Annotated in this window: 20 protein-coding genes and 2 pseudogenes; 8 read left to right on the forward strand and 14 right to left on the reverse strand. The window is 59.8% G+C overall.

The window, feature by feature from the left end:
• Positions 1-2: 2 nt before the first annotated feature.
• Positions 3-674, reverse strand: a complete 672-nt coding sequence (locus AC3WLT_RS08140; protein WP_492591385.1) for a GntR family transcriptional regulator — start codon at positions 672-674, stop codon at positions 3-5.
• A gap of 224 nt (positions 675-898) precedes the next feature.
• On the opposite strand from AC3WLT_RS08140, the gene AC3WLT_RS08145 reads away from it, so the two are divergent.
• Both AC3WLT_RS08145 and AC3WLT_RS08150 read left to right on the forward strand, forming a co-directional pair.
• Complete coding sequence (locus tag AC3WLT_RS08145; RefSeq protein ID WP_492591386.1) at positions 899-2278, forward strand: MFS transporter; 1380 nt, start codon at positions 899-901, stop codon at positions 2276-2278.
• A gap of 131 nt (positions 2279-2409) precedes the next feature.
• On the forward strand, positions 2410-2757 hold the full coding sequence (locus tag AC3WLT_RS08150; RefSeq protein ID WP_492591387.1) for a hypothetical protein: 348 nt from the start codon (positions 2410-2412) through the stop codon (positions 2755-2757).
• 2 nt (positions 2758-2759) lie between these two features.
• Here the strand turns inward: AC3WLT_RS08150 and AC3WLT_RS08155 are convergent, their stop codons facing one another.
• The 4 genes from AC3WLT_RS08155 to AC3WLT_RS08170 form a co-directional block, all read right to left on the reverse strand.
• The gene (locus AC3WLT_RS08155) at positions 2760-2978 is read right to left on the reverse strand and encodes a hypothetical protein (RefSeq protein WP_492591388.1); all 219 of its coding nucleotides are present in this window, start codon (positions 2976-2978) and stop codon (positions 2760-2762) included.
• Positions 2975-3415 (reverse strand): SET domain-containing protein, encoded by a 441-nt coding sequence (locus AC3WLT_RS08160; protein ID WP_492591389.1) that lies wholly within the window; start codon positions 3413-3415, stop codon positions 2975-2977. The genes AC3WLT_RS08155 and AC3WLT_RS08160 overlap by 4 nt, the downstream gene beginning before the upstream one ends.
• Before the next feature lie 187 nt (positions 3416-3602).
• Positions 3603-3809 carry a hypothetical protein gene (locus tag AC3WLT_RS08165; protein WP_492591390.1) on the reverse strand — a complete coding sequence of 69 codons (207 nt, stop codon included), beginning with the start codon at positions 3807-3809 and terminating at the stop codon, positions 3603-3605.
• Between the two features lie 206 nt (positions 3810-4015).
• Entirely contained in the window at positions 4016-4735 is a 720-nt protein-coding gene (locus tag AC3WLT_RS08170; RefSeq protein WP_492591391.1) for an HU family DNA-binding protein, read from the reverse strand.
• 563 nt (positions 4736-5298) lie between these two features.
• Between AC3WLT_RS08170 and AC3WLT_RS08175 the strand changes: the two genes are divergently transcribed.
• Both AC3WLT_RS08175 and AC3WLT_RS08180 read left to right on the forward strand, forming a co-directional pair.
• Positions 5299-5517: a hypothetical protein gene (locus AC3WLT_RS08175; protein ID WP_492591392.1), complete on the forward strand. Its 219-nt coding sequence runs from the start codon at positions 5299-5301 to the stop codon at positions 5515-5517.
• Positions 5518-5538: 21 nt separating this feature from the next.
• Positions 5539-5787, forward strand: coding sequence for a hypothetical protein (locus tag AC3WLT_RS08180; RefSeq protein ID WP_492591393.1), 249 nt, complete (start codon positions 5539-5541; stop codon positions 5785-5787).
• 888 nt (positions 5788-6675) lie between these two features.
• Here AC3WLT_RS08180 and AC3WLT_RS08185 read toward each other — a convergent pair.
• A pseudogene (locus AC3WLT_RS08185) lies at positions 6676-6771 on the reverse strand (2-keto-4-pentenoate hydratase); the annotation flags it as partial.
• A gap of 272 nt (positions 6772-7043) precedes the next feature.
• Here AC3WLT_RS08185 and nudC point away from each other — a divergent pair.
• Positions 7044-7988: an NAD(+) diphosphatase gene (gene nudC / locus AC3WLT_RS08190; protein ID WP_492591394.1), complete on the forward strand. Its 945-nt coding sequence runs from the start codon at positions 7044-7046 to the stop codon at positions 7986-7988.
• A gap of 250 nt (positions 7989-8238) precedes the next feature.
• On the opposite strand, the gene AC3WLT_RS08195 is transcribed toward nudC, so the two are convergent.
• From AC3WLT_RS08195 to AC3WLT_RS08220, 6 genes are all read right to left on the reverse strand, one after another.
• Positions 8239-8676 carry a hypothetical protein gene (locus AC3WLT_RS08195; RefSeq protein ID WP_492591395.1) on the reverse strand — a complete coding sequence of 146 codons (438 nt, stop codon included), beginning with the start codon at positions 8674-8676 and terminating at the stop codon, positions 8239-8241.
• Positions 8677-8792: 116 nt separating this feature from the next.
• Positions 8793-9833 (reverse strand): helix-turn-helix domain-containing protein, encoded by a 1041-nt coding sequence (locus AC3WLT_RS08200; RefSeq protein WP_492591396.1) that lies wholly within the window; start codon positions 9831-9833, stop codon positions 8793-8795.
• Positions 9834-9929: 96 nt separating this feature from the next.
• Entirely contained in the window at positions 9930-10517 is a 588-nt protein-coding gene (locus tag AC3WLT_RS08205; protein WP_492591397.1) for a 3'-5' exonuclease family protein, read from the reverse strand.
• A 97-nt stretch (positions 10518-10614) separates the two neighbouring features.
• Positions 10615-10869: a hypothetical protein gene (locus tag AC3WLT_RS08210; protein ID WP_492591398.1), complete on the reverse strand. Its 255-nt coding sequence runs from the start codon at positions 10867-10869 to the stop codon at positions 10615-10617.
• Positions 10870-10933: 64 nt separating this feature from the next.
• Entirely contained in the window at positions 10934-11512 is a 579-nt protein-coding gene (locus tag AC3WLT_RS08215) for an HAD domain-containing protein (protein WP_492591399.1), read from the reverse strand.
• A 12-nt stretch (positions 11513-11524) separates the two neighbouring features.
• Positions 11525-11962, reverse strand: a complete 438-nt coding sequence (locus tag AC3WLT_RS08220) for a hypothetical protein (protein WP_492591400.1) — start codon at positions 11960-11962, stop codon at positions 11525-11527.
• Positions 11963-12265: 303 nt separating this feature from the next.
• Here AC3WLT_RS08220 and AC3WLT_RS08225 point away from each other — a divergent pair, with 303 nt between their 5' ends.
• Positions 12266-12586 (forward strand): helix-turn-helix domain-containing protein, encoded by a 321-nt coding sequence (locus AC3WLT_RS08225; RefSeq protein ID WP_492591401.1) that lies wholly within the window; start codon positions 12266-12268, stop codon positions 12584-12586.
• A gap of 634 nt (positions 12587-13220) precedes the next feature.
• Here the strand turns inward: AC3WLT_RS08225 and AC3WLT_RS08230 are convergent.
• A complete protein-coding gene (locus AC3WLT_RS08230) occupies positions 13221-14666 on the reverse strand; it encodes a DEAD/DEAH box helicase (RefSeq protein ID WP_492591402.1) in 1446 nt (481 codons plus the stop codon).
• A 135-nt stretch (positions 14667-14801) separates the two neighbouring features.
• Positions 14802-14999 carry a hypothetical protein gene (locus AC3WLT_RS08235; protein WP_492591403.1) on the reverse strand — a complete coding sequence of 66 codons (198 nt, stop codon included), beginning with the start codon at positions 14997-14999 and terminating at the stop codon, positions 14802-14804.
• Positions 15000-15071: 72 nt separating this feature from the next.
• On the opposite strand from AC3WLT_RS08235, the pseudogene AC3WLT_RS08240 reads away from it, so the two are divergent.
• Both AC3WLT_RS08240 and AC3WLT_RS08245 read left to right on the forward strand, forming a co-directional pair.
• A pseudogene (locus AC3WLT_RS08240) lies at positions 15072-15260 on the forward strand (IS6 family transposase); the annotation flags it as partial.
• Positions 15261-15560: 300 nt separating this feature from the next.
• Entirely contained in the window at positions 15561-17006 is a 1446-nt protein-coding gene (locus AC3WLT_RS08245) for an IS1182 family transposase (RefSeq protein WP_492591404.1), read from the forward strand.
• The last annotated feature ends 1128 nt before the right edge of the window (positions 17007-18134 follow it).

The raw sequence follows: 18134 nt of genomic DNA on the forward strand, positions 1-18134 counted from the left end.
CCTCATCCCCGACCTACTTCCCGCATGAAAACCATGCGGGTGAAATTTTCGATGTTCTCCATCAATGCCATTGCGGCCTTTGCAGCCAGGTCCGCATCGCCCATAGCGACTGCGCGCGCACGATCCGCGTGCAGTCGCGAAACTTCGGAAAGGTTCGCAAGTTCATCGTGGTACATGTAGTAAAAGCGTCGAGAAAGCCCGAACAGCGGTGCTATGGCCGCCGCCACGAAGGGATTGCGAGCACACTCGGCGATGTACTGGTTGGCAACGAAGACTGTGCGCAGGTATGCATGAACGTCGTCGCGCTTGACTGCATCTTCAAATGCTTTTGCCATTTCAAGAAGCTGATTGCGCTCGGCGGGCAGAGCGCGTTTTGCAGCCCAGGACGAAATGAGACGTTCAAGGTCCGAACGCAGTTCGACGACTTGCAATTGCTCGTAGAGATCAATTTTCGACACGCGAACGCCATGCCGCGGCACCGTCTCCAGAAGACGACATGCTTCCAGCCGCTTGACTGCCTCTCGCACCGGCGTGCGCCCGATTCCGACGAGATCGCTCAGAGCGAATTCGCTGAACGTGCTACCAGGTGGAAGCTCGAGCGTGACGATTAGCTCTTCCAGCTTGCGGTGAGCCTGGTCAGCGAGCGACGGGTTTGACTTTGGAACTTGCAACATTTTTCCCTCGAAATGGCGAGCTCGTAGGCAGCGCATCCATGAAATATATCAGAAGTTTTTTTCAGGATGGCTACACAGCTGGACTTGCATAAGGGTTTTCTACCATGTCGTCGGCCATTCGCCACGTAATATATTACTGATGTCCATAAGGATTCTTGTTTGACGCCGCTCTGATGTCGTCGACCAGGACGATTTTCTGTTTATATTGTCTAGGAAACCTAAGTATGAAAGCTGAAAATTTCACTGGAGCGGTCAATGTCGCGGGGCGCCTCGAACGGCTCCCGATGACCGGCTATCAGCGCGGCATTTTTCTTATCATTGCCACGGCGTGGCTGTTCGATTCGATGGATCTTGCCGCTATGACGTTCGTCCTCGGCTCGATCAAAGCGGAATTCGGATTGACCACCGCGCAAGCGGGGCTGGCTGCCAGTTCCAGCTTCCTCGGTATGTTCGTCGGCGCAGCGCTCGCCGGTGTCGTTTCCGATCGGATCGGCCGGAAACCGGTGTTCCAGGTAAGCATGATCATCTGGGGAGTGGGAAGCTTGCTCTGCGGTCTCTCGCATAGCTTCAATCAACTGGTCGGCGCGCGGGTGCTTTTGGGCGTTGGTATGGGTATGGAACTGCCGATCGCTCTCGCGATGGTTTCGGAGTTCCTGCCGACCCAGTATCGCGGGAAGTACAGCGCCATTCTGGAAGGCTTCCTGCCAGTCGGTTTCGTGGTGGCGGGCGTCTTAATCTATTTCCTTCTGCCCGAAATCGGCTGGCGCGGCGTGTTCATCGCATTCGCGATCCCATCCGCATTTTTGCTCATCATTCGCCGTCTGGTTCCTGAATCGCCACGATGGCTTGAGGCAGTGGGCCGCAACGTTGAGGCTGAGAAAGTGGTTGCGTCCATTGAAAACAAGGTTCGCCGCGCCACCGGCACCGAGTTGCCCTCCATTCCGAAAGTCGCGGCTGTCGGCGAAACGACGAAGCGAGGCGTGTTTGCCATCTTTGCCGAGCTATGGCGAGCTCCGTATGCTGTGCGCACTCTGATGCTCTGGGTTGTCTGGTTCTTTACCCTGCTCGGATATTATGGGTTGACGTCCTGGCTGGGCGCCCTGCTCCAGGCTGCTGGTTATCAGGCAACAAAGTCCGTCTTTTATACGATTATCATCTCCACGGCAGGTATTCCAGGCTTCTTCTTCGCAGCGTGGTTGCTGGAGTCCTGGGGCCGAAAGAAGGCTGCGATTTTCATGCTGCTAGGTAGCGCGTTGACCGCGTATATCTATGGACAATGCGCCGCTCTGCACCTGCCCATTGCTCAGGTCGTAATGGCTGGTCTCGCCATGCAGTTCTTTTTCTTCGGCATGTGGTGCGTAATCTACGCCTACACTCCTGAGCTTTATCCAACGCGCGCGCGCGCAACGGGTTCAGGCATGGCCTCTTCTGTTGGCCGGCTTGGCTCCATCATTGGTCCGTATGCTATTGGAGTAGCTCTTCCGGTTACCGGACAAAGCGGCGTCTTCGCCATGGGGGCCATCTGTTTCCTCATCTCAGCAGTGACCATCGCCGTATTAGGCCAGGAAACCAAAGGAGTCACTCTTGAAGAGGTTTCTAGCTAACGCGTGAGGCCGAGTTCAGGCATTATCTCGCACACGGTGCCGCACACTAGATGCTATGGGAGGGCTGTGAAAGTAAGCCCGCTGGAGTAAAACGGGATTTCCAGACTCGTTTTCTCCGAAGGAGCATGCAAATGAATGCGTCCAACACAGCCCTTCAGGGGCAGGATACGACGGTGGCCGCCCGGCTGTACATGGTTTTTGAGCTCGGCGAGAAGAACTGGAAGCTGTCGCTGGGCGACGGCGTACGCGCGCCGAGCCGGTGTACGGTAGCCGCAGGTGATACCACGGCGCTCCTCAGCGCCATCGCGAACGCCAGGGCGCGCGGCCACCTCAGCGTCAACGTGCGATCGGGCATTCCCGCCAATGCCAGTTCAAGCCGGTTCAGCAGTTCCGGCAGACCCGAGTCCCCACTCATCTTTCCTGCGGACTTCCGCTTCCGCATAAGACCACCCCCTGATTCGGGAGACGCCGCGCGCTGACGTCACTGCAAGTCCTCAAGATCCAGCGACATCTGTTTCTTCGTGTTTGCGACAGGATATCCGTCGGATGCATCTCCCCTTGGCAAGGCCGGTTTCAACACATCAAGATGAAAAACCGCGTCCATGCTGATCTGGACAATGCCATCAGCCGGCGACTTCAGGGCGTCGCTGCCTTCCAACGCGGCCGGACTGCCCCTCCTTTCCCCGACCAACTCACTCACGCTGCGTCCGCCAGCATCGACTGACGGCAACCCGCAGCGGCACACCGGCACGCGTATTGCGCCCGGAGTTCCTCGTCCGAAGGATCGTCGATGGCCAGCAGATATTCAATGAACAGTTCTTCGCCCGGCTCGATGGTCCGCAGCGTGTGAATGAAAACCCGCCCCTCATCCTCGATGGTCTCGCAGTTGGGCTCGCACGCGTGGTTCAGCCAGCGCGCGCTATTGCCGCCGCGACTGCCATCGATGACGCGCCCATCCGACAGTCCGAAAAGGAACGTGTGTCCCTCGACGCCTTCGCGCCGGTGGCGGCGAACGGCATCGCGCCACGCGGTGAGTTCACCCTTGTACTCGAGCACGCGCTCGCCCGCTGCGATTGGTCGCATCGCAAATACACCCTTGCCGTGAATTGACGATCGCCGGACGGTCACGCGCCGCATAGTGTTTCCTCGACTGACATCCGCGCCAGTATAAAAGCCGCCAATTTCCGCATCCACTGCGACGTGACGTGCTGCACGTCGTCAGGTGAGCGGCGCCGGTAGTCATATTGAAGTTCGAGAGCCGGAGTGTCCGGACCAGCTGGATTTTTAGGATGGTCGTCAGACCGCTTCGGCACGGCGTCCCGACTCAGAACAGCTGGGCGCCGAGCTCGCGCAGGCTGTTCCACTTGATGGTGCTGACAAATGTCCTGCCCGTCGTATCAAGTGACTCGATCATCGCGCGCTGTCCACGCGCTTCGGCGATCACGCGCACGATGCGCGTGCGGTAGCGCAACAGCGCACCGATCGGTGGACACAGCGGGTCCCGCCTGATCCGCAATCGTTTCTTTTCCATACGGCTATCTATATAGATATGCAGCGAATCGCAGGGGCCGCGGTACATCGCGGCATCTCGCCACCGATGCTACCAGGCAGACATTGCCAGGTCCAGGCCCTCTGCATGGATACGACTTTTCGCCACCGTCGCGAACAACCTGCCGCGGCAACGTGGCAGGCAGAGGTGCCGCCGGCACGAAACCGGCCGACGGCTTGTGCCAGATCTCAGGCGCCGTTCACTGCATCCTTGAAAGCCTTGCCCGCCGTGAACTTGACCGTCTTCGCGGCAGGGATCTGGATCTCGGCGCCGGTCGCCGGGTTGCGGCCGACCCGCGCGGCACGCGCGCCCGTCGAAAACGAGCCGAACCCGACCAGCTGCACGGTGCCGCCCTTCGTCACCTCGCCGGTGATCGCCGCGATCACCGCGTCAAGCGTCTCCCCCGTCGCCGCCTTGCTCTCGCACGTCTTCGCGGCCACTGCGTCTACCAGTTCCTGCTTGTTCATTGTTTTTGCCTCGTTGAGGTTGTGGAGATGTCGCCACCCTACCCGATCGGCGCGCCTTTGCGCAATCGGCCGCGCGGCCCGACTGGATCCACGACACAGACAAGGCACGCACGTCGGAGCATGACCGCTGTGTGCCGCCGCCATGAAGCCGGCCTGCGCCCTGGGTCGCATCCTTGTGCTGTCGATCGCCCGTATCAGCGGCATGGATTTGATGAGCAGGCGGGCGCAGCCCGCTCCGGCGACGCGCCGGCGGGAAAAGTGGTCGGCGCCTGCGCGCCCGCGCGCACCGTCGGGTACGTCTGATGAACCGCCCGCTGCCGGTCGCGCCTTTCGCGTCTGCGCCCTGCGTGCTGTCCGGCGTCCGGGCCGCATCGCGCCGATCCGGTTGTGAAATCGCCGACTGCCCACTGGCTGCACAACGGCGCCCTGATTGCGCGGCATTTACTGACGTGATCCGACCCGTTAGGCCGCCGTGTCCGGAAACGAAGGGTCGGATAGCTCTGACTATCCGGGCCTTCATTTGCAGTCGGCCGCATCGGTAGGCCACAGCAAATTCGCTTCCGTTGCACAACTTCTGCAGTCCCATGCGTGCAGCGGCTGCATTCGTTTCGACCGAGAGCTTCCAACGATCACGGCCCGCGGGTTCGCGCCTTTGGGGCCACCCACCGCTACCGCTCCCCTCTCCCGACAATCTCCATTATTAGGAGTGCATTTAATGCCACATCAGTGCGGTGATAACCCGCGTTATCGCCGCAATGATGCGACGACATGTTTTGCCGCGATGATCCGACGACTCGGACCTACCTCCTCCAAGCCATGAAGGTCGCAGATCGACCCCGAGCCAACACTCGCCGTTCACCGAAACGGACATTGAGCCAAGGCTGCAGCACCAAATCGCACTAAAAATCACCCCAGCGAGCCGTCGGCGATCAGGCTCCCCTCGGCGCAAATGCCAAGCACCCATTCATGCAACGATTTCCAAGACAATGAGAGCGGAGGCGGGAATGGCAGACGAAATCGAGAAGGTGGATCGACGCTTCATGGATCAATTGCTCGAGTTATCGAAGAAGCCAGGATCTCCGGTCGATTTCGATGTTTCGGAATGGATGATGTCGCGTGGATTTGCTAGGGCGCAGAACCTACCAACGGATGCCGCACTTGGTGGCCTCGTGATTACCCAACGTGGCAAAGATTGGCTGGCACTTACAAAGTACACCGGCTAACAACATAGAAGGGACACACCGATGGCTAAGCAAGTTATTTCGCCTGAAGAGTTCATCTCGGAAGTGAATCGACGGTTGCCCGCTCATCATGGTTATAAAGCCGGTATGCGAGCATTTTTGGTCCCCATTGGGGCCGATGGCAAGAACGCCTCGGGGTACGATTGGGAGCCGAGCGATTTGGCGACCGTTGGCGTCATTGCCGACGTTTCGGCAAGCGTGGAGTCCGAGTTCGCCGTCAATCCTTATATCTCGCGCAACACTCGCCCGTGAGCCTCCTAGAGCACTAGGCCCACGCATAGCTTCGCCTCTGCTTTTGTGAGCAGAGGTACTTTAGCGGTCAAATTTGGAAACACCCGTTTTGACAGTGAAAATTAGCCCCACTTGTATATTGACAAACCGACGTCCGGTGGTAGATTTAAGTTGTCGATAGGCACCCCGACCGAAATCGGGGTTAGCCTCCTTTAAGGGTGATGAAATGCGAGAATTGCATACGTCGCGGAAGCGACGGCGTAGACCCACGACAAAACAAGATACGGGTTCAATTTGAACCTCATTAGCGACTAGGTTGGAACGCGGCTCGCCGGATAGTTTGCAGACCGATGGCGAGCCGTACTTTCTTAAGCGATACGAACTGTCTAAATCGCCGACCGCTCGAATTCATCCTAAACCCTTTTAAATTTTTTTTCACGAACTACGTTGCGAAAATCGCGCCGTGCCCGCCTCCCGACATTCATCACTTGGAATCACAGATTCGCTCACCTACAATTTTGCGCTCGCATAACAACGATTGCGCAGCGCTTGCAGGGCCACGTTGCCGCCTCTCCACTGCCTTCCCTATTCTGGCGGCATCCTCTTGCTTGCAGTGCTGCTCAGCACAGTTCGTCATGCTCCGTTACACCAATCGTCTTGTTCATCGAACAATCTCACTGCTGCACCGGACGGCCTGCCTGCACGCGCACACTTTGTTGCGTCGAGCGCGGACGTTATGCGTTTTCCTGTGCCCCGGTACTTTTTTGATCAACGCGCGGCATCGCCATTTGGTCTACAGCAACACGCGCTGTGTTACATGTTCGTTCACTGTGCTGACCTTAGGCGCTGTTCACCCGCGCATCATCAAGCGGTTCGTCAACGCACCGACGGATTTGTTCCACGCCATGCTCAGGTCAGTTCAGTCTCCACTTCCCCGAGACCATCGATGTGGCCGCGCACAATGGCCGGCTTGTCCACCTTGTGCGCACCGACGTACGAACCCGATCGTGATCGTTCACCCCGGCTTGTGATTGTCCGTTCGCGAGGGACAAGCGCTCCGCCACGCACGACAACGGGCATCACCGTCTACGGTCGAGAAGGCAACCGAAACCATTGCTATGCGGTGTCGATTCTTAGCGATCTAGGCGCCGATGTCGAATGGCCGAAAGTTGCCGGCCGGCGTCCTTAGTGCCGACGCCGACCGAACCTCGGCGAGCTACCGGACTGAACCCCGTGCCATACTTGCGAATCCCATCGCCCATATGTCAACGACCTTGATGACCGCCTTTTCCGCGTCCATCGGCTTTAACTTCAATCCGCTCGACCGCCGCTCCGACAAGCGGGACGACCACGCCTTCGTCGAGCATCTACGTAGCGACCCGGCCGCGCGCTTTCTCGTCTTCGACGGCGACGTCCCCATGCTCAAGCGAGGCAGCGAGTATGACCCGTGGTTCGTCGCCAGCGAGACCGCTGCGTTTGGCCAGCCGCTTCATAGCGTCTTCCTCGGGGAGGATACCAACGGCGGCGGACGCTTCGCGCTCGGCTTCGCGCTCAACCTTGCGCCAGAGGACCCATCGCCAGGCACCGGCTATGACCGCATCGACCTTCGCTCGCTCGCGTTGCAAGACCTCGTCGCTGCGGGAGCGCTCGGAATACTGGCCGAGGCGAAGTCGATGCTCGACTGGCATCGCCGCCACTCCTTCTGCGCAAACTGCGGCTCTGTAAGCCGCGTCACGACGGCCGGCTGGCAACGCATCTGCGATGTTTGCGGCGCACGCCATTTCCCGCGGGTGGATCCAGTCGTGATCATGCTGGTGATAGACGGCGAACGGTGTCTGCTCGGACGCCAGCGCCATTTCGCCCCTGGAATGTACTCGGCGCTTGCTGGTTTTGTTGAACCGGGCGAGACCGCGGAAGACGCCGTGCGCCGCGAAGTGATGGAGGAGGCTCGCGTGAAGTGTGCACGGGTTGTCTACTTCGCGTCGCAGCCGTGGCCGTTTCCTTCATCGCTGATGATCGGCTGCTTTGCGCAGGCGAGCGATACCGACATCGTCGTCGATACGGACGAACTCGAAGACGCCCGCTGGTTCTCGCGCCAGGAGGTTGCGGCGATGCTCGCGGGAACGCATGCGAATGGTCTGTCGACGCCCAAGCCGTTCGCCATTGCCCATCATTTGCTGCAGGCGTACGTCGAGAAGGGTGGCTCGGTATTGCTCATCTGAGCGTCCCGCAAAAGGAGCACTTGCAATTGCAATTGCACAGAATCGCCCGGTGCGCGAGGCCAGAAGCTGGATCGCTCACTCAGGCGTAAGGCGTCGGTGGGGACCGATTCTCGCCGCCCCCTAGGCTTATCCCGTCGGCCCGATTCGAATGATGCGCGACGACCCATTCATCTCAAGCTGGACTTCCGATTGTTGACCATCTTGGGCAATGCGTCGAACGTCTCAAATTGGCCGGTTAGTGCCTCTGGCATCAGCGTTGGCCGTTGAGAAAATCGAACCAGTCGTGCGCGTAAGCGCAGCCGTGATCAGGAATGCCCGAACCGGCCAGCGTCTGGTCGAAGAATGTCCTGGCAGGCTCGGGAATCTCATCCAGACGCACGTAACGGTAGCCCGCGTCGTTCATTCGAACCGTCACCTCCGGTTTCGCAGGTCTCGGTGGCAACTCTTCGCGACCCTCGTTCAGTGCAGCGGCAAGACAGCGCGCAACGAGGTTCCACACACTGCTCGCCCATCTCGGATAACTGCGCACAATAACGCGCCCGCCTACCTCACCGAGCACCGCATCTTCCAGGGCTACCCGGTAATCCGCGAGCGCCCCGCCACTCACCCGGGCGATATCCGCCGTCGCGATGACACGCTTTCCGCTTTCCCGTCCACCGGGCAGCAACTCAATGGTGACTCGAAGCATCCGCTTCTCCTTTTGATGACCCTTTCATTCGGTGCAGCAGTCCTGCGGACGCACACCCGGTCGAGGGCTCGTACATGCACCGCGATCGACTGCGCGCTCAACAGAACATTCGTCGCTTACTGTGGGATGCTGGTACAGGCCGCAGCCATGCGGGCATCAGCGCGAGCAATTCGCCGGGACAATATCTCACTGGTGAATGCCGCAGCGCGTTCCATAGACAGCGACGGCCCAAGCAGGTCACGCATGCGGCGATCGGCGACAGCGGTCGTCGACGGAAGGCCTGCCGCGCTGGCCTCCACGATGGCGTCCAGCACCGCGATGCCAAACTCGAACTGTGCCGCCCTCACGATCATGCCGGCAATGGTCTGGTGCGCGTGCGAGAGCGTGATGCCGTACGCGACGGCGACGTCGACCAGTGGCCAGCGATGCGCGCCGATGCCGTACCGGTGCGCAAGCAGGTCGGCATTCCGAACGGCTTTTGCATCCAGCGACTGCTCCGGCCTGACCAGGTTGCGTCCGCGGGTGGCCAGACATTCCGCGACGCGACGGATTGCGGTTTCGAGCGTTTCAGCCTCTATGACCACGCGCCATCTGCCATCGCGCAACCCTGGATGTGCCGCCGGAGGCGCCAGCAGTTGATCCGGCGCGAGCAGGAGTGCACGCTCCCAGGCGCGCAGACGCTCCGCGGTAAGCGCCTTCGGAAACGTCCCCTGCTCCCACTGCAACAGCGTGGGATTTGATACAGCACAGGCGCGCGCCACTTCCGCAACCGAAAGGCCTAGCTCCTCGCGCAGCCGCCTCGCGTGAGGGCCGATTTCCCTGCACCGGGCCGGGGGAATTCGCGCCTGGAGGTCACCCCCTTGTTCTCGGGCGGCTGCACTTCCAGCATTGAACACGGGATCCGGCAACGGCTGCATGTCATGACTGAGCAGCCATCCTTGCGGCACCTGCAGGGCAACTTCCAGCGCGTTCACGGTAGCTGTAGCAATGGCGTTGGGCAACCCCGCTTTCTCCCAGTGCACAAATTTTGATTGAGCCACACCCGCCCTGCCCGCGAGTTCGGCCTGGGTTAATCCCAACGCCCTGCGACGCTCACGCAGGCGTTGCCCGATCCGCAGTGCGCCGGATCGCGGAATCCACTCGTGACCTCCGGTCATCCCGGTCTCCTGCCTGATACCTGTGATTTTTCATGGAAAGGTTGTTTTCGCCCGCCCCGGAAGCGTGGTCTCCAACGGCCGCATCGGCCACCGCATTCAGCCAGCCAACGCGTACGCGTTGGCCCGAGCGTCATGCAACGCGTGATGCTCGCCGCCATGCCGGGCGAAGTATTCGGCGCGCCGTTCCCGGTCGCGACGGCCCGCGATATTCTCGACACGCCAGCCGCGTGGGAGGGGGCCGCCCAGCAGGAACCGGAACAGGTTCAGGTCCGTCTCGCAGTCGTAGCAAAGCACCGGCCCGGAGTCGCCGGGTATGCTGCCGAGCCATGCGCGCAGTGCCTCGCGCAGCCGGTCAAACGGCATCGCGCACCCCTCAAACTGGTCGAGCTGCGGCAGCACCACCTTGCGGACAAAGTCACTGCAGCGTGCCTGATCGAAGTCGGTGCGCTCGCCGTAGAACTCGCTCCCGTTCTCTCCAACGATGGCGAGACTGACCAGCTGGCAATGCCGGAAGTCAGTGAACTCCGTGTCGATGAAATAGCGGTTGTTCGAGCCACCTTGCAGCTCGGCCGGCAGCGGCCAGAGCAACGCGCCGTGAAAGGATGTATCCGTCATGTTCTGCTCTTCTTTCTCTTGCGGACGCGCGGCCCGCAGCCCCGGTCGCATCCCGTCCCGCAGCGGCACTCCCGGATCCCTGGCCCGGTGATGCGGCCAGATGGTCCGTGTGCATCCAGATCACCCCTCGCACCCGTGCCATCAAAACCCGGCCGCCCGATGCTGCTCAGGGTGCACTACCTTCTTCCGTCGGACCGTCTGCGGTTGCAGGCGCTTCCGGCTGCCCGCCGATCCCATCCCGGCGCAAGCGGCGGATCCGCCGCAGCGGCCCGGCGAGTACGGTCACGTGCTCTGCGAAGGGGATAGCGGCGGGCCGGCAGGCGTCGTCGCGCGTAGCAAGCGCGAAGCGCCGCAGGCGCGCGCGCAGTTGCGCGGACGTCTCATCCGGCGGTAGCGCCGGCGGTTTCCTGTGCCTGCTCATGTGATCTCCAGAGGATGCGCCCCGGATGGGCGCAATTGCACGCCTGCCACGATAAGGCGGATTATCACGGCAAGCCTTCTTCCAAACCGTGCATCGCTGCGAGCCGAGTCTGCAACTCCATGACGACCGCCGGCGCGCTGATGCCCAGCACGGGATCGGTACGCAGCAGATTACCCCGGCACACCGCCGGCCAACCCTGATCATCGTCGTCCAGCGCGAGCCATGCTCCGGGCTGACGCCGGCACGCATCGCCCCAGACCTGCACGCCACGCGGGATGGACCGGAACCACACCGGATCCATCCGGCCGTGGAAAGTCGCGCCGACCACGCGCCGGCGCAGTGCCAGCGGCAGACGGCGCGCAACTTTTCGGACGCTGCGGAACACCAGGACCCAACTCGTTGACAGCACGATGCGCAACTCGGGATAGGGCTCGAGGCAGCGCGCGAGCAGCGGAGCATGTTCAAACAGCACATGCCCTGGTGGACTCGCGACATACGGCCCGCTGCCGGGGTGGCGCCATACGTTTTCCGGGTGAAGGACTCCGTCGAAATCGAGATACAACACGAGACCACCTCGCCAGCGCGGCAGCACGTCCATCGACTGGCAGGGCGAGCGCGGCCCCATGCCCGTATGCGCTTCCACGCCCGACGCCGCTCAGCGACGAGCCGGCGCGCCTGGCGCTTTCGCCCGCCAGAGCCGCCGTCCGCGCGCAGGGCGCGTTGCGATAGCGCACGGCACCGAGAACGTGCGCCCCGCCGCGGTCGTGAACCGGGTCACCGTCACCAGCCGTTCGCCCTGGCTGTACTGTTCGGGCTCGGTTACCCCCACCCGGATCTCGCTCACCGGATCGAGCGTCCACCGGTCGACCTCGTGTGCCAGTTGTGTGCTCAGCACAGCGGCCCCTCGTAGCACGACATCCCCGCCGACGAACCGCTCAAGATGCGGTGCCATCGCGGACAGGTCCAGCAGCATGATTGTCGGAATGACACGCGAGCGTGCTGGCGACACCCGGAGGATCAACATGTCTCGCGGAATCAGCTGCTCGATTGCCGACCACGTGCTGGCGCCCGATAGTTCGTCGAAAAAAGGCATTGCATACGGAGGCATCCGGTTCTTTTCACTCGTCACAAACATACTGCCTACTACCTCGAACGCTATCGTAATGAATCAACCACCTGATGACGACGTGCGCCTTCGCCAGGAAACAACCACAGCATCGAGCAAATCTCGCCGACATCAAAAAAAATTGCAAACCCTTACTGCATATGGATCGCACACACATACCATCCACTTAATTCCCAGTTCACTGGGAAGACAAATTATAGCGTCAACTGGACAGTTCTCCCATTTCACTGGGAGAAAATTTTGGAATTGGCCGTAGTCTTTGGCGCGGTCTTGCGCGAGCATCGTCTTCGTGCGGAGCTTACCCAGGAACAGCTCGCCTTCGAGGCTGATATCCGGCGCAACTACGTCAGCATGCTCGAGCTGGGTCAGAATCAACCCACGCTGACGATGTTGTTTGCGCTTGCGGCCGCCTTGAGGTGTGCGCCAAGCGATCTGCTCGCTGACGTCGAACGAAAGGTGCAGCGGATGCGGAGGTCGAAGAAGGCCGTGCTGAAGAAGGCAACACCCAGGCGCGTCACAGCGGCCGTCGGGAAAGTGCAGGCAGGTTCCCCGACAGGAAAGCGTAGCCGGCGCGTCCGTACCGACACGTAAGCCAGCCACGCCCTGCCCTAACCCTCACCTCGTGGCATGCCGTAGTCTCTGGCTAAAACAAAGAGAACTGAACTGGCACGACATCTATGCCTGGCGCAGAACATTCTCCTACAGATAGGAGCATTGCCGCAGGAGCGTCCACCGGCCTCTCAAGCCAGCCTTTCGAACGGCGCTTGACCACATGCTGGCCATTTTTTATGCAAGCCGCCGTTGTTTTCATGATTCGTGACGCCCCCCCGATGCCCGATGGAAGGAAGTCGGCCATAGCAGACATTTACTTATTGGCGCCAGGCGGCGCCTGTAGGTTGAACATCCATCCATTCCGTGGCCGTTCTGAACGGCGGCTTACGCATTCAGCGAACGCGTACTTTCGACCCAATATAGCGGTAGTTCGCAATGAGCCGATCAAATGACGGCTTTCGTGTGAGAAGCGGACACATTCGCCAGAGACGACCTCGATCGGACGCTCGCTACGCACGATTTCAACGTCCGTTCGGCCCCGAAGTTGTTATCGATTCTGGATTCAGTGCGCCGTTACCCGCCGACCTGATGCACGCCGAAGCCGCGCCGCTGCCTGCCAGCGGGCCGCAAACCGCCAGCCTGTTCCAGGGCTGGCGTTACTCATCCCCACGGATCAGGGTTGGCGTTTGCCGCGGCCACCAGCGGGTTTGCCAGCCGGCTTACGTGAACCCGCAGCTGGCTTGCTGGCGGGTTTGCTGCGTGGCTTTTGCACGCTGAATGGGTTACCGCTGGACAAGCTTGTGCCTTTGCCCGCGGCCACAGCGCGCTGCGCCGCAGGCTTGCGTTTGTTTTCGCCACTTTGCGGGCGCGGTTTATTGCTGAGCACCTGCATGGCGCCCGGCGCAGCTTGCGGCACTTTCGGCTTCTTAGGCTTTTTGGGTTTCTTGATGATCTGGCCCGTCGCGCTAGTTTGCGGCACTCGGTGTTCGGCTTCAAAACCCGGCTCTTCTTCACGGGGCAGCGTTTGCCGGATCAGCGCTTCAATCGCGGCCAGTTGCGGCGCTTCATCGGCACACACAAGGGACACCGCCACGCCGCTGGCGCCCGCGCGGCCGGTACGGCCAATACGGTGCACATAGTCTTGCGCCACGATCGGCAGATCAACGTTGATCACCAGCGGCAGGTCGTCGATATCCAGCCCGCGCGCAGCTACATCGGTGGCTACCAGCATATGTACTTCGCCCGTCTTGAAGCGCTCCAGCGCACGCAGGCGCGCGGGTTGCGGTTTGTCGCCGTGGATGGTGTCGACCGCATAGCCCGCTTCATCCAGCATGGCCGCTAGGTAATCCACGCCATTGCGGGTTTTGACGAACACCAGCGCGTGCTCCCAGTTGTTCTCAGCCACAAGGTGCATGAAGAGGTCAGGCTTGTTCTTTTTATCCACCGGCACCACCCACTGCTTGATCTTGCTGGCCGTGACATTGGGCGGGCTGACGCTGATATTGACCGGGCCGCGCAGAATGCCCGCCGCCATGGCGCGGATATCATCGGTAAACGTGGCAGAGAACAGCAGAGTCTGGCGCTGAGCGGGCAAGGCAGCAAAGACGGCGTTGAGTTCGCGCGCAAAGCCCAGATCCAGCATGCGGTCGGCTTCATCCAGCACCAGCGTTTGTACTTGATCAAACTGCACTGCGTTCTGGCGATTGAGATCTAGCAAACGGCCCGGCGTGGCAACGAGCACATCCACGCCTTTGCGCAACTTCATCATCTGCGGGTTGATACTCACACCGCCGTAGGCGGCCAGAAATCGTAAGTCGAGGCCTTTGCCGTAATCGATAAAGCTTTGCAGCACTTGTTCGGCCAGTTCACGCGTAGGCACCAGCACCAGAACACGCGCGCGGTTGCTGGACACCGCCGGGCCGTGTTGCACCAGCCGTTGCAACAGCGGCAGCGCAAAACCCGCCGTTTTGCCAGTGCCGGTCTGTGCCGCAGCCATGACGTCCTTGCCACTGAGCACAGCAGGAATCGCCTTGGCCTGCACCGGCGTAGGTGTCTGGTAATTGAGGTCCTGCACATTACGCAGCAAGGGATCGATCAGGCCAAGCGAGGCAAAAGACATTGGCGTATTCCGGGCTAAAGCCGCAATTCTAGCGGTTACCGCCTGATTGCGCCGCGCAGATCAATGGTCAAAAAGATCGACGTTGATCGCCACTGAAAAACGTAGCGGTGCCGGGTGCCGCGCCGGCAAGCTGTACTACGAGACACCGATGAGCAGCACTGCCGCCAGCGCCAGCCCCAATTGCATCAACAGCAAACGCGCCAGTGGCCGCGCAACCAGCCACGCGCGCACCTGCATCGCCACCAGCTGCCCGAAATAAGGCCAGAGTCCTGCCAGGCCATCCATGATCGGATCTGTCGCGGCAACGAAAATCAGGAAAAGTCGAGACGGCACGAATAGGAATGCTGATTTCGCAAGATCGTAGAACTGCTAGGCGACTGAACTATGCCGACCACCGTCACTCTTCATCTGCCCGAGCAGGACCACCGCGCCATCAAACGCATCATCAGACCGATGATGGGGTTCAAGGATTTCCGCTGCGCGCGCATCATCCTGTCCGGCATCGAAATCGCACACATGATCCGCAAAGAGCTGATGCAGAACGACGGCGCCACAAACACCGCAGCGGAGCAATTCTATTCGCTGGTCATGTAAGCATTCCTACTCATTCATGAATTCTATCGCTTCATTTGTGTTATCGCGACACAACCATTAGGCTTCTGCCGATCGACCTGCGACTTCATATCTGTAATGTCCAGATTCGTATCGCGAACATTGCAATCGGGGAGTTGGGCGGCAATGGAGGAGTTAGACGCCCGGGCGTTTCGTGGCCACCGTCGGTCTCTGGATGGCGGTCGGAATCCAGCGTGCGACGAATGAGTCCTCTCGACCGAGCCTGTGTGAAAACGCCATGATCGCCTAAACTGGATTAACTCATTCAGCCTGGGTGACCGGATGAAGCGATTCATAGAAGGTGAAGATCGCAAGCAGGTGACGCTGCTTCCAGAGTGTCTCGATGACTTTGTCGCCGAGGACAATCCGATCAGGATCATCGAGGCGTTCGTTGAAGAGCTTGACCTTGAATCACTGGGCTTCGATGGAGCGATGCCATCGATTACAGGTCGCCCGTCCTATCATCCGGGCGTGCTGCTGAAGATCTATATCTACGGCTACCTGAACCGGGTCCAGTCGAGCCGCCGCCTGGAGCGTGAATGCCAACGCAATGTTGAATTGATGTGGCTCACCGGCCGTTTGGCGCCGGACTTCAAGACCATAGCTGACTTCCGCCGTGACAACGGTACCGGCATCCGCAACGTATGTCGCCGCTTCGTCGTCTTATGCCGTGAACTGAAGCTGTTCTCGCAAGCGCTCGTTGCCATCGACGGTAGCAAGTTCAAGGCAGTCAACACTCGCGATCGCAACTTCACAGAGGGTAAGGTCGATAAGCGCCAGAAGCAGATCGAGGAGAGCATCCAGCGGTATCTGAACGCGCTGGAGACTGCCGATCGTACGCAACCCGCTGAGCTGGAAGCAAAGACGAGCCGATTGCGGGACAAGATCGAGCGCTTACGCGAGCAGATGCGAAACCTCGATCAGATTAAGGAGCAACTCAAGACGCAGCCTGATGGCCAACTCTCGATGACTGATCCCGACGCGCGCTCCATGGCGACGAGCGGCAAAGGCTCGGGAATGGTGAGCTACAACGTACAGGTGGCAGTAGACGCCAAACACCACCTCATCGTTGCTCACGAGGTCACAAACTCTGGTAGCGACCGGGCGCAGCTCAGTCCGATAGCTAAAGCTGCGCGCGACGCTATGGGTAGGACCAGACTGCGGGCAGTCGCCGATCGTGGCTACTATAGTGGGCCCCAGATCAAAGAGTGCGCGGATGCCGGGATCGCGGTAATGCTGCCGAAACCCACGACATCCAGCGCAAAATGCCATGGTCGATTTGATAGGGCAGACTTCATCTATATTGCGCGGGACGACGAATACCAGTGTCCAGCCGGTGAACGGGCAATCTACCGTTTCACCGGGGAGGAACACGGTATGCAATTGCGCCGTTACTGGAGCAGCGCCTGTCCTCAGTGCCCAATGAAATCGCAATGCACGCCAAGTCCGTATCGGCGAATCACGCGATGGGAGCACGAGTCGGTGTTGGAAGGTGTTCAACGTCGGCTGGACAAGACGCCTGATGCGATGACCGTGCGCAGGCGGACCGTCGAACATGTATTCGGGACGTTCAAGCACTGGATGGGTTACACGCACTTCCTGACACGCAGGCTGCCCAACGTGGGGACTGAGATGAGTCTGAACGTGCTTGCCTACAACCTCATGAGAGTGCTGAGAATCCTGGGGTTCAAAAGGACAATGAAAGCGATGCGGCTGGTGGGTGCCTGAATACCCATCGACCTTAAAAACAAGCTCACAATCGCCAGTTAAAGGACGCTTGACCCCTTCAGCAGTTCGTCATCGCCGAATGAACTGTCAACATGCAAACCGCCAAACGTGCGAAGCGAGGTCAGAACCGCGTGCATTGAAATTCTCTTGGCGTTTCCACACAGCCTGGACCCATAGCGGGCGCTCGAAACGCCCAGCAGACCGCCGAATAACGGACGCTCAACGTTTGACATGAGAGGCGGCTGTCAATCGAACTAAACATGGAACCCCCCTGATATCTCCGAAACCCGCTTCAATCATGAAACGAGTGAGGCCGGGTCCCATTTTTACGTCAATTCAGATTGACTTAAATTTGCGACTTCTCGAGAAATTGAACTAAAGTCAGGACATTGTTAATCCCCGACTCGCTGTCATGACAGAGCCTGTTCGCGTACCAGTTCAGCGTCTTCCCAAGCAGACGCTGCATTATTGCCACACGATGATCGGCAACCAGCGGGCCGCTCTACGCCCAAGCCGACTGGCCGCATTTCTGCGATAATGTTTTGGATACCGAATAATTCATAAAACGCGTCGGGAACGAACTCTTCGGTGGGATGCTCCCAATTGCCCATGCCCGCATACTGTGCGGCGAATCGCTGCGATGAATTCGTAGTCCGGACATGACGCCTTGACTTTAATCGCGTGACAGCACTCAACTGGTCGATCAGCTGACACGGTTCCTCGCGTACCAGGTGATCTTCTGGCTATCGGAAGACTTCGATATATCGGCTTGGGCATGCTCGCGCTTCGCGCTCTTCACGCAGGTCAGAGGAAAATATCTGCTGCATGGACGGCTCGCACATCCTCCGAACTGACGACGCTCCGCTCTAACCTCCGCTGCAACTGCTCTGCCGGGTGGTTTGCAACGGTGTGATCGTGCGGATATACGGTCACTCATCCTTGGCATGGTGTTGCATCTTTACGTCAATTGCCCGCAAAGCCTTGGCACTCAAGGCCTCCTCTTGTGACGCGCCCTCTGAATCCCGAAAGTCTCAACTTTAATAGCAAATTTGTACCAACTTTTGTTCGTTTGACACTTGCGCCTCGCCGATCTCAGCCAGCCCCCTCTGGCACCTTGGCTTCGACACA

Source organism: Paraburkholderia sp. FW306-2-2C-D06C, assembly GCF_058781505.1.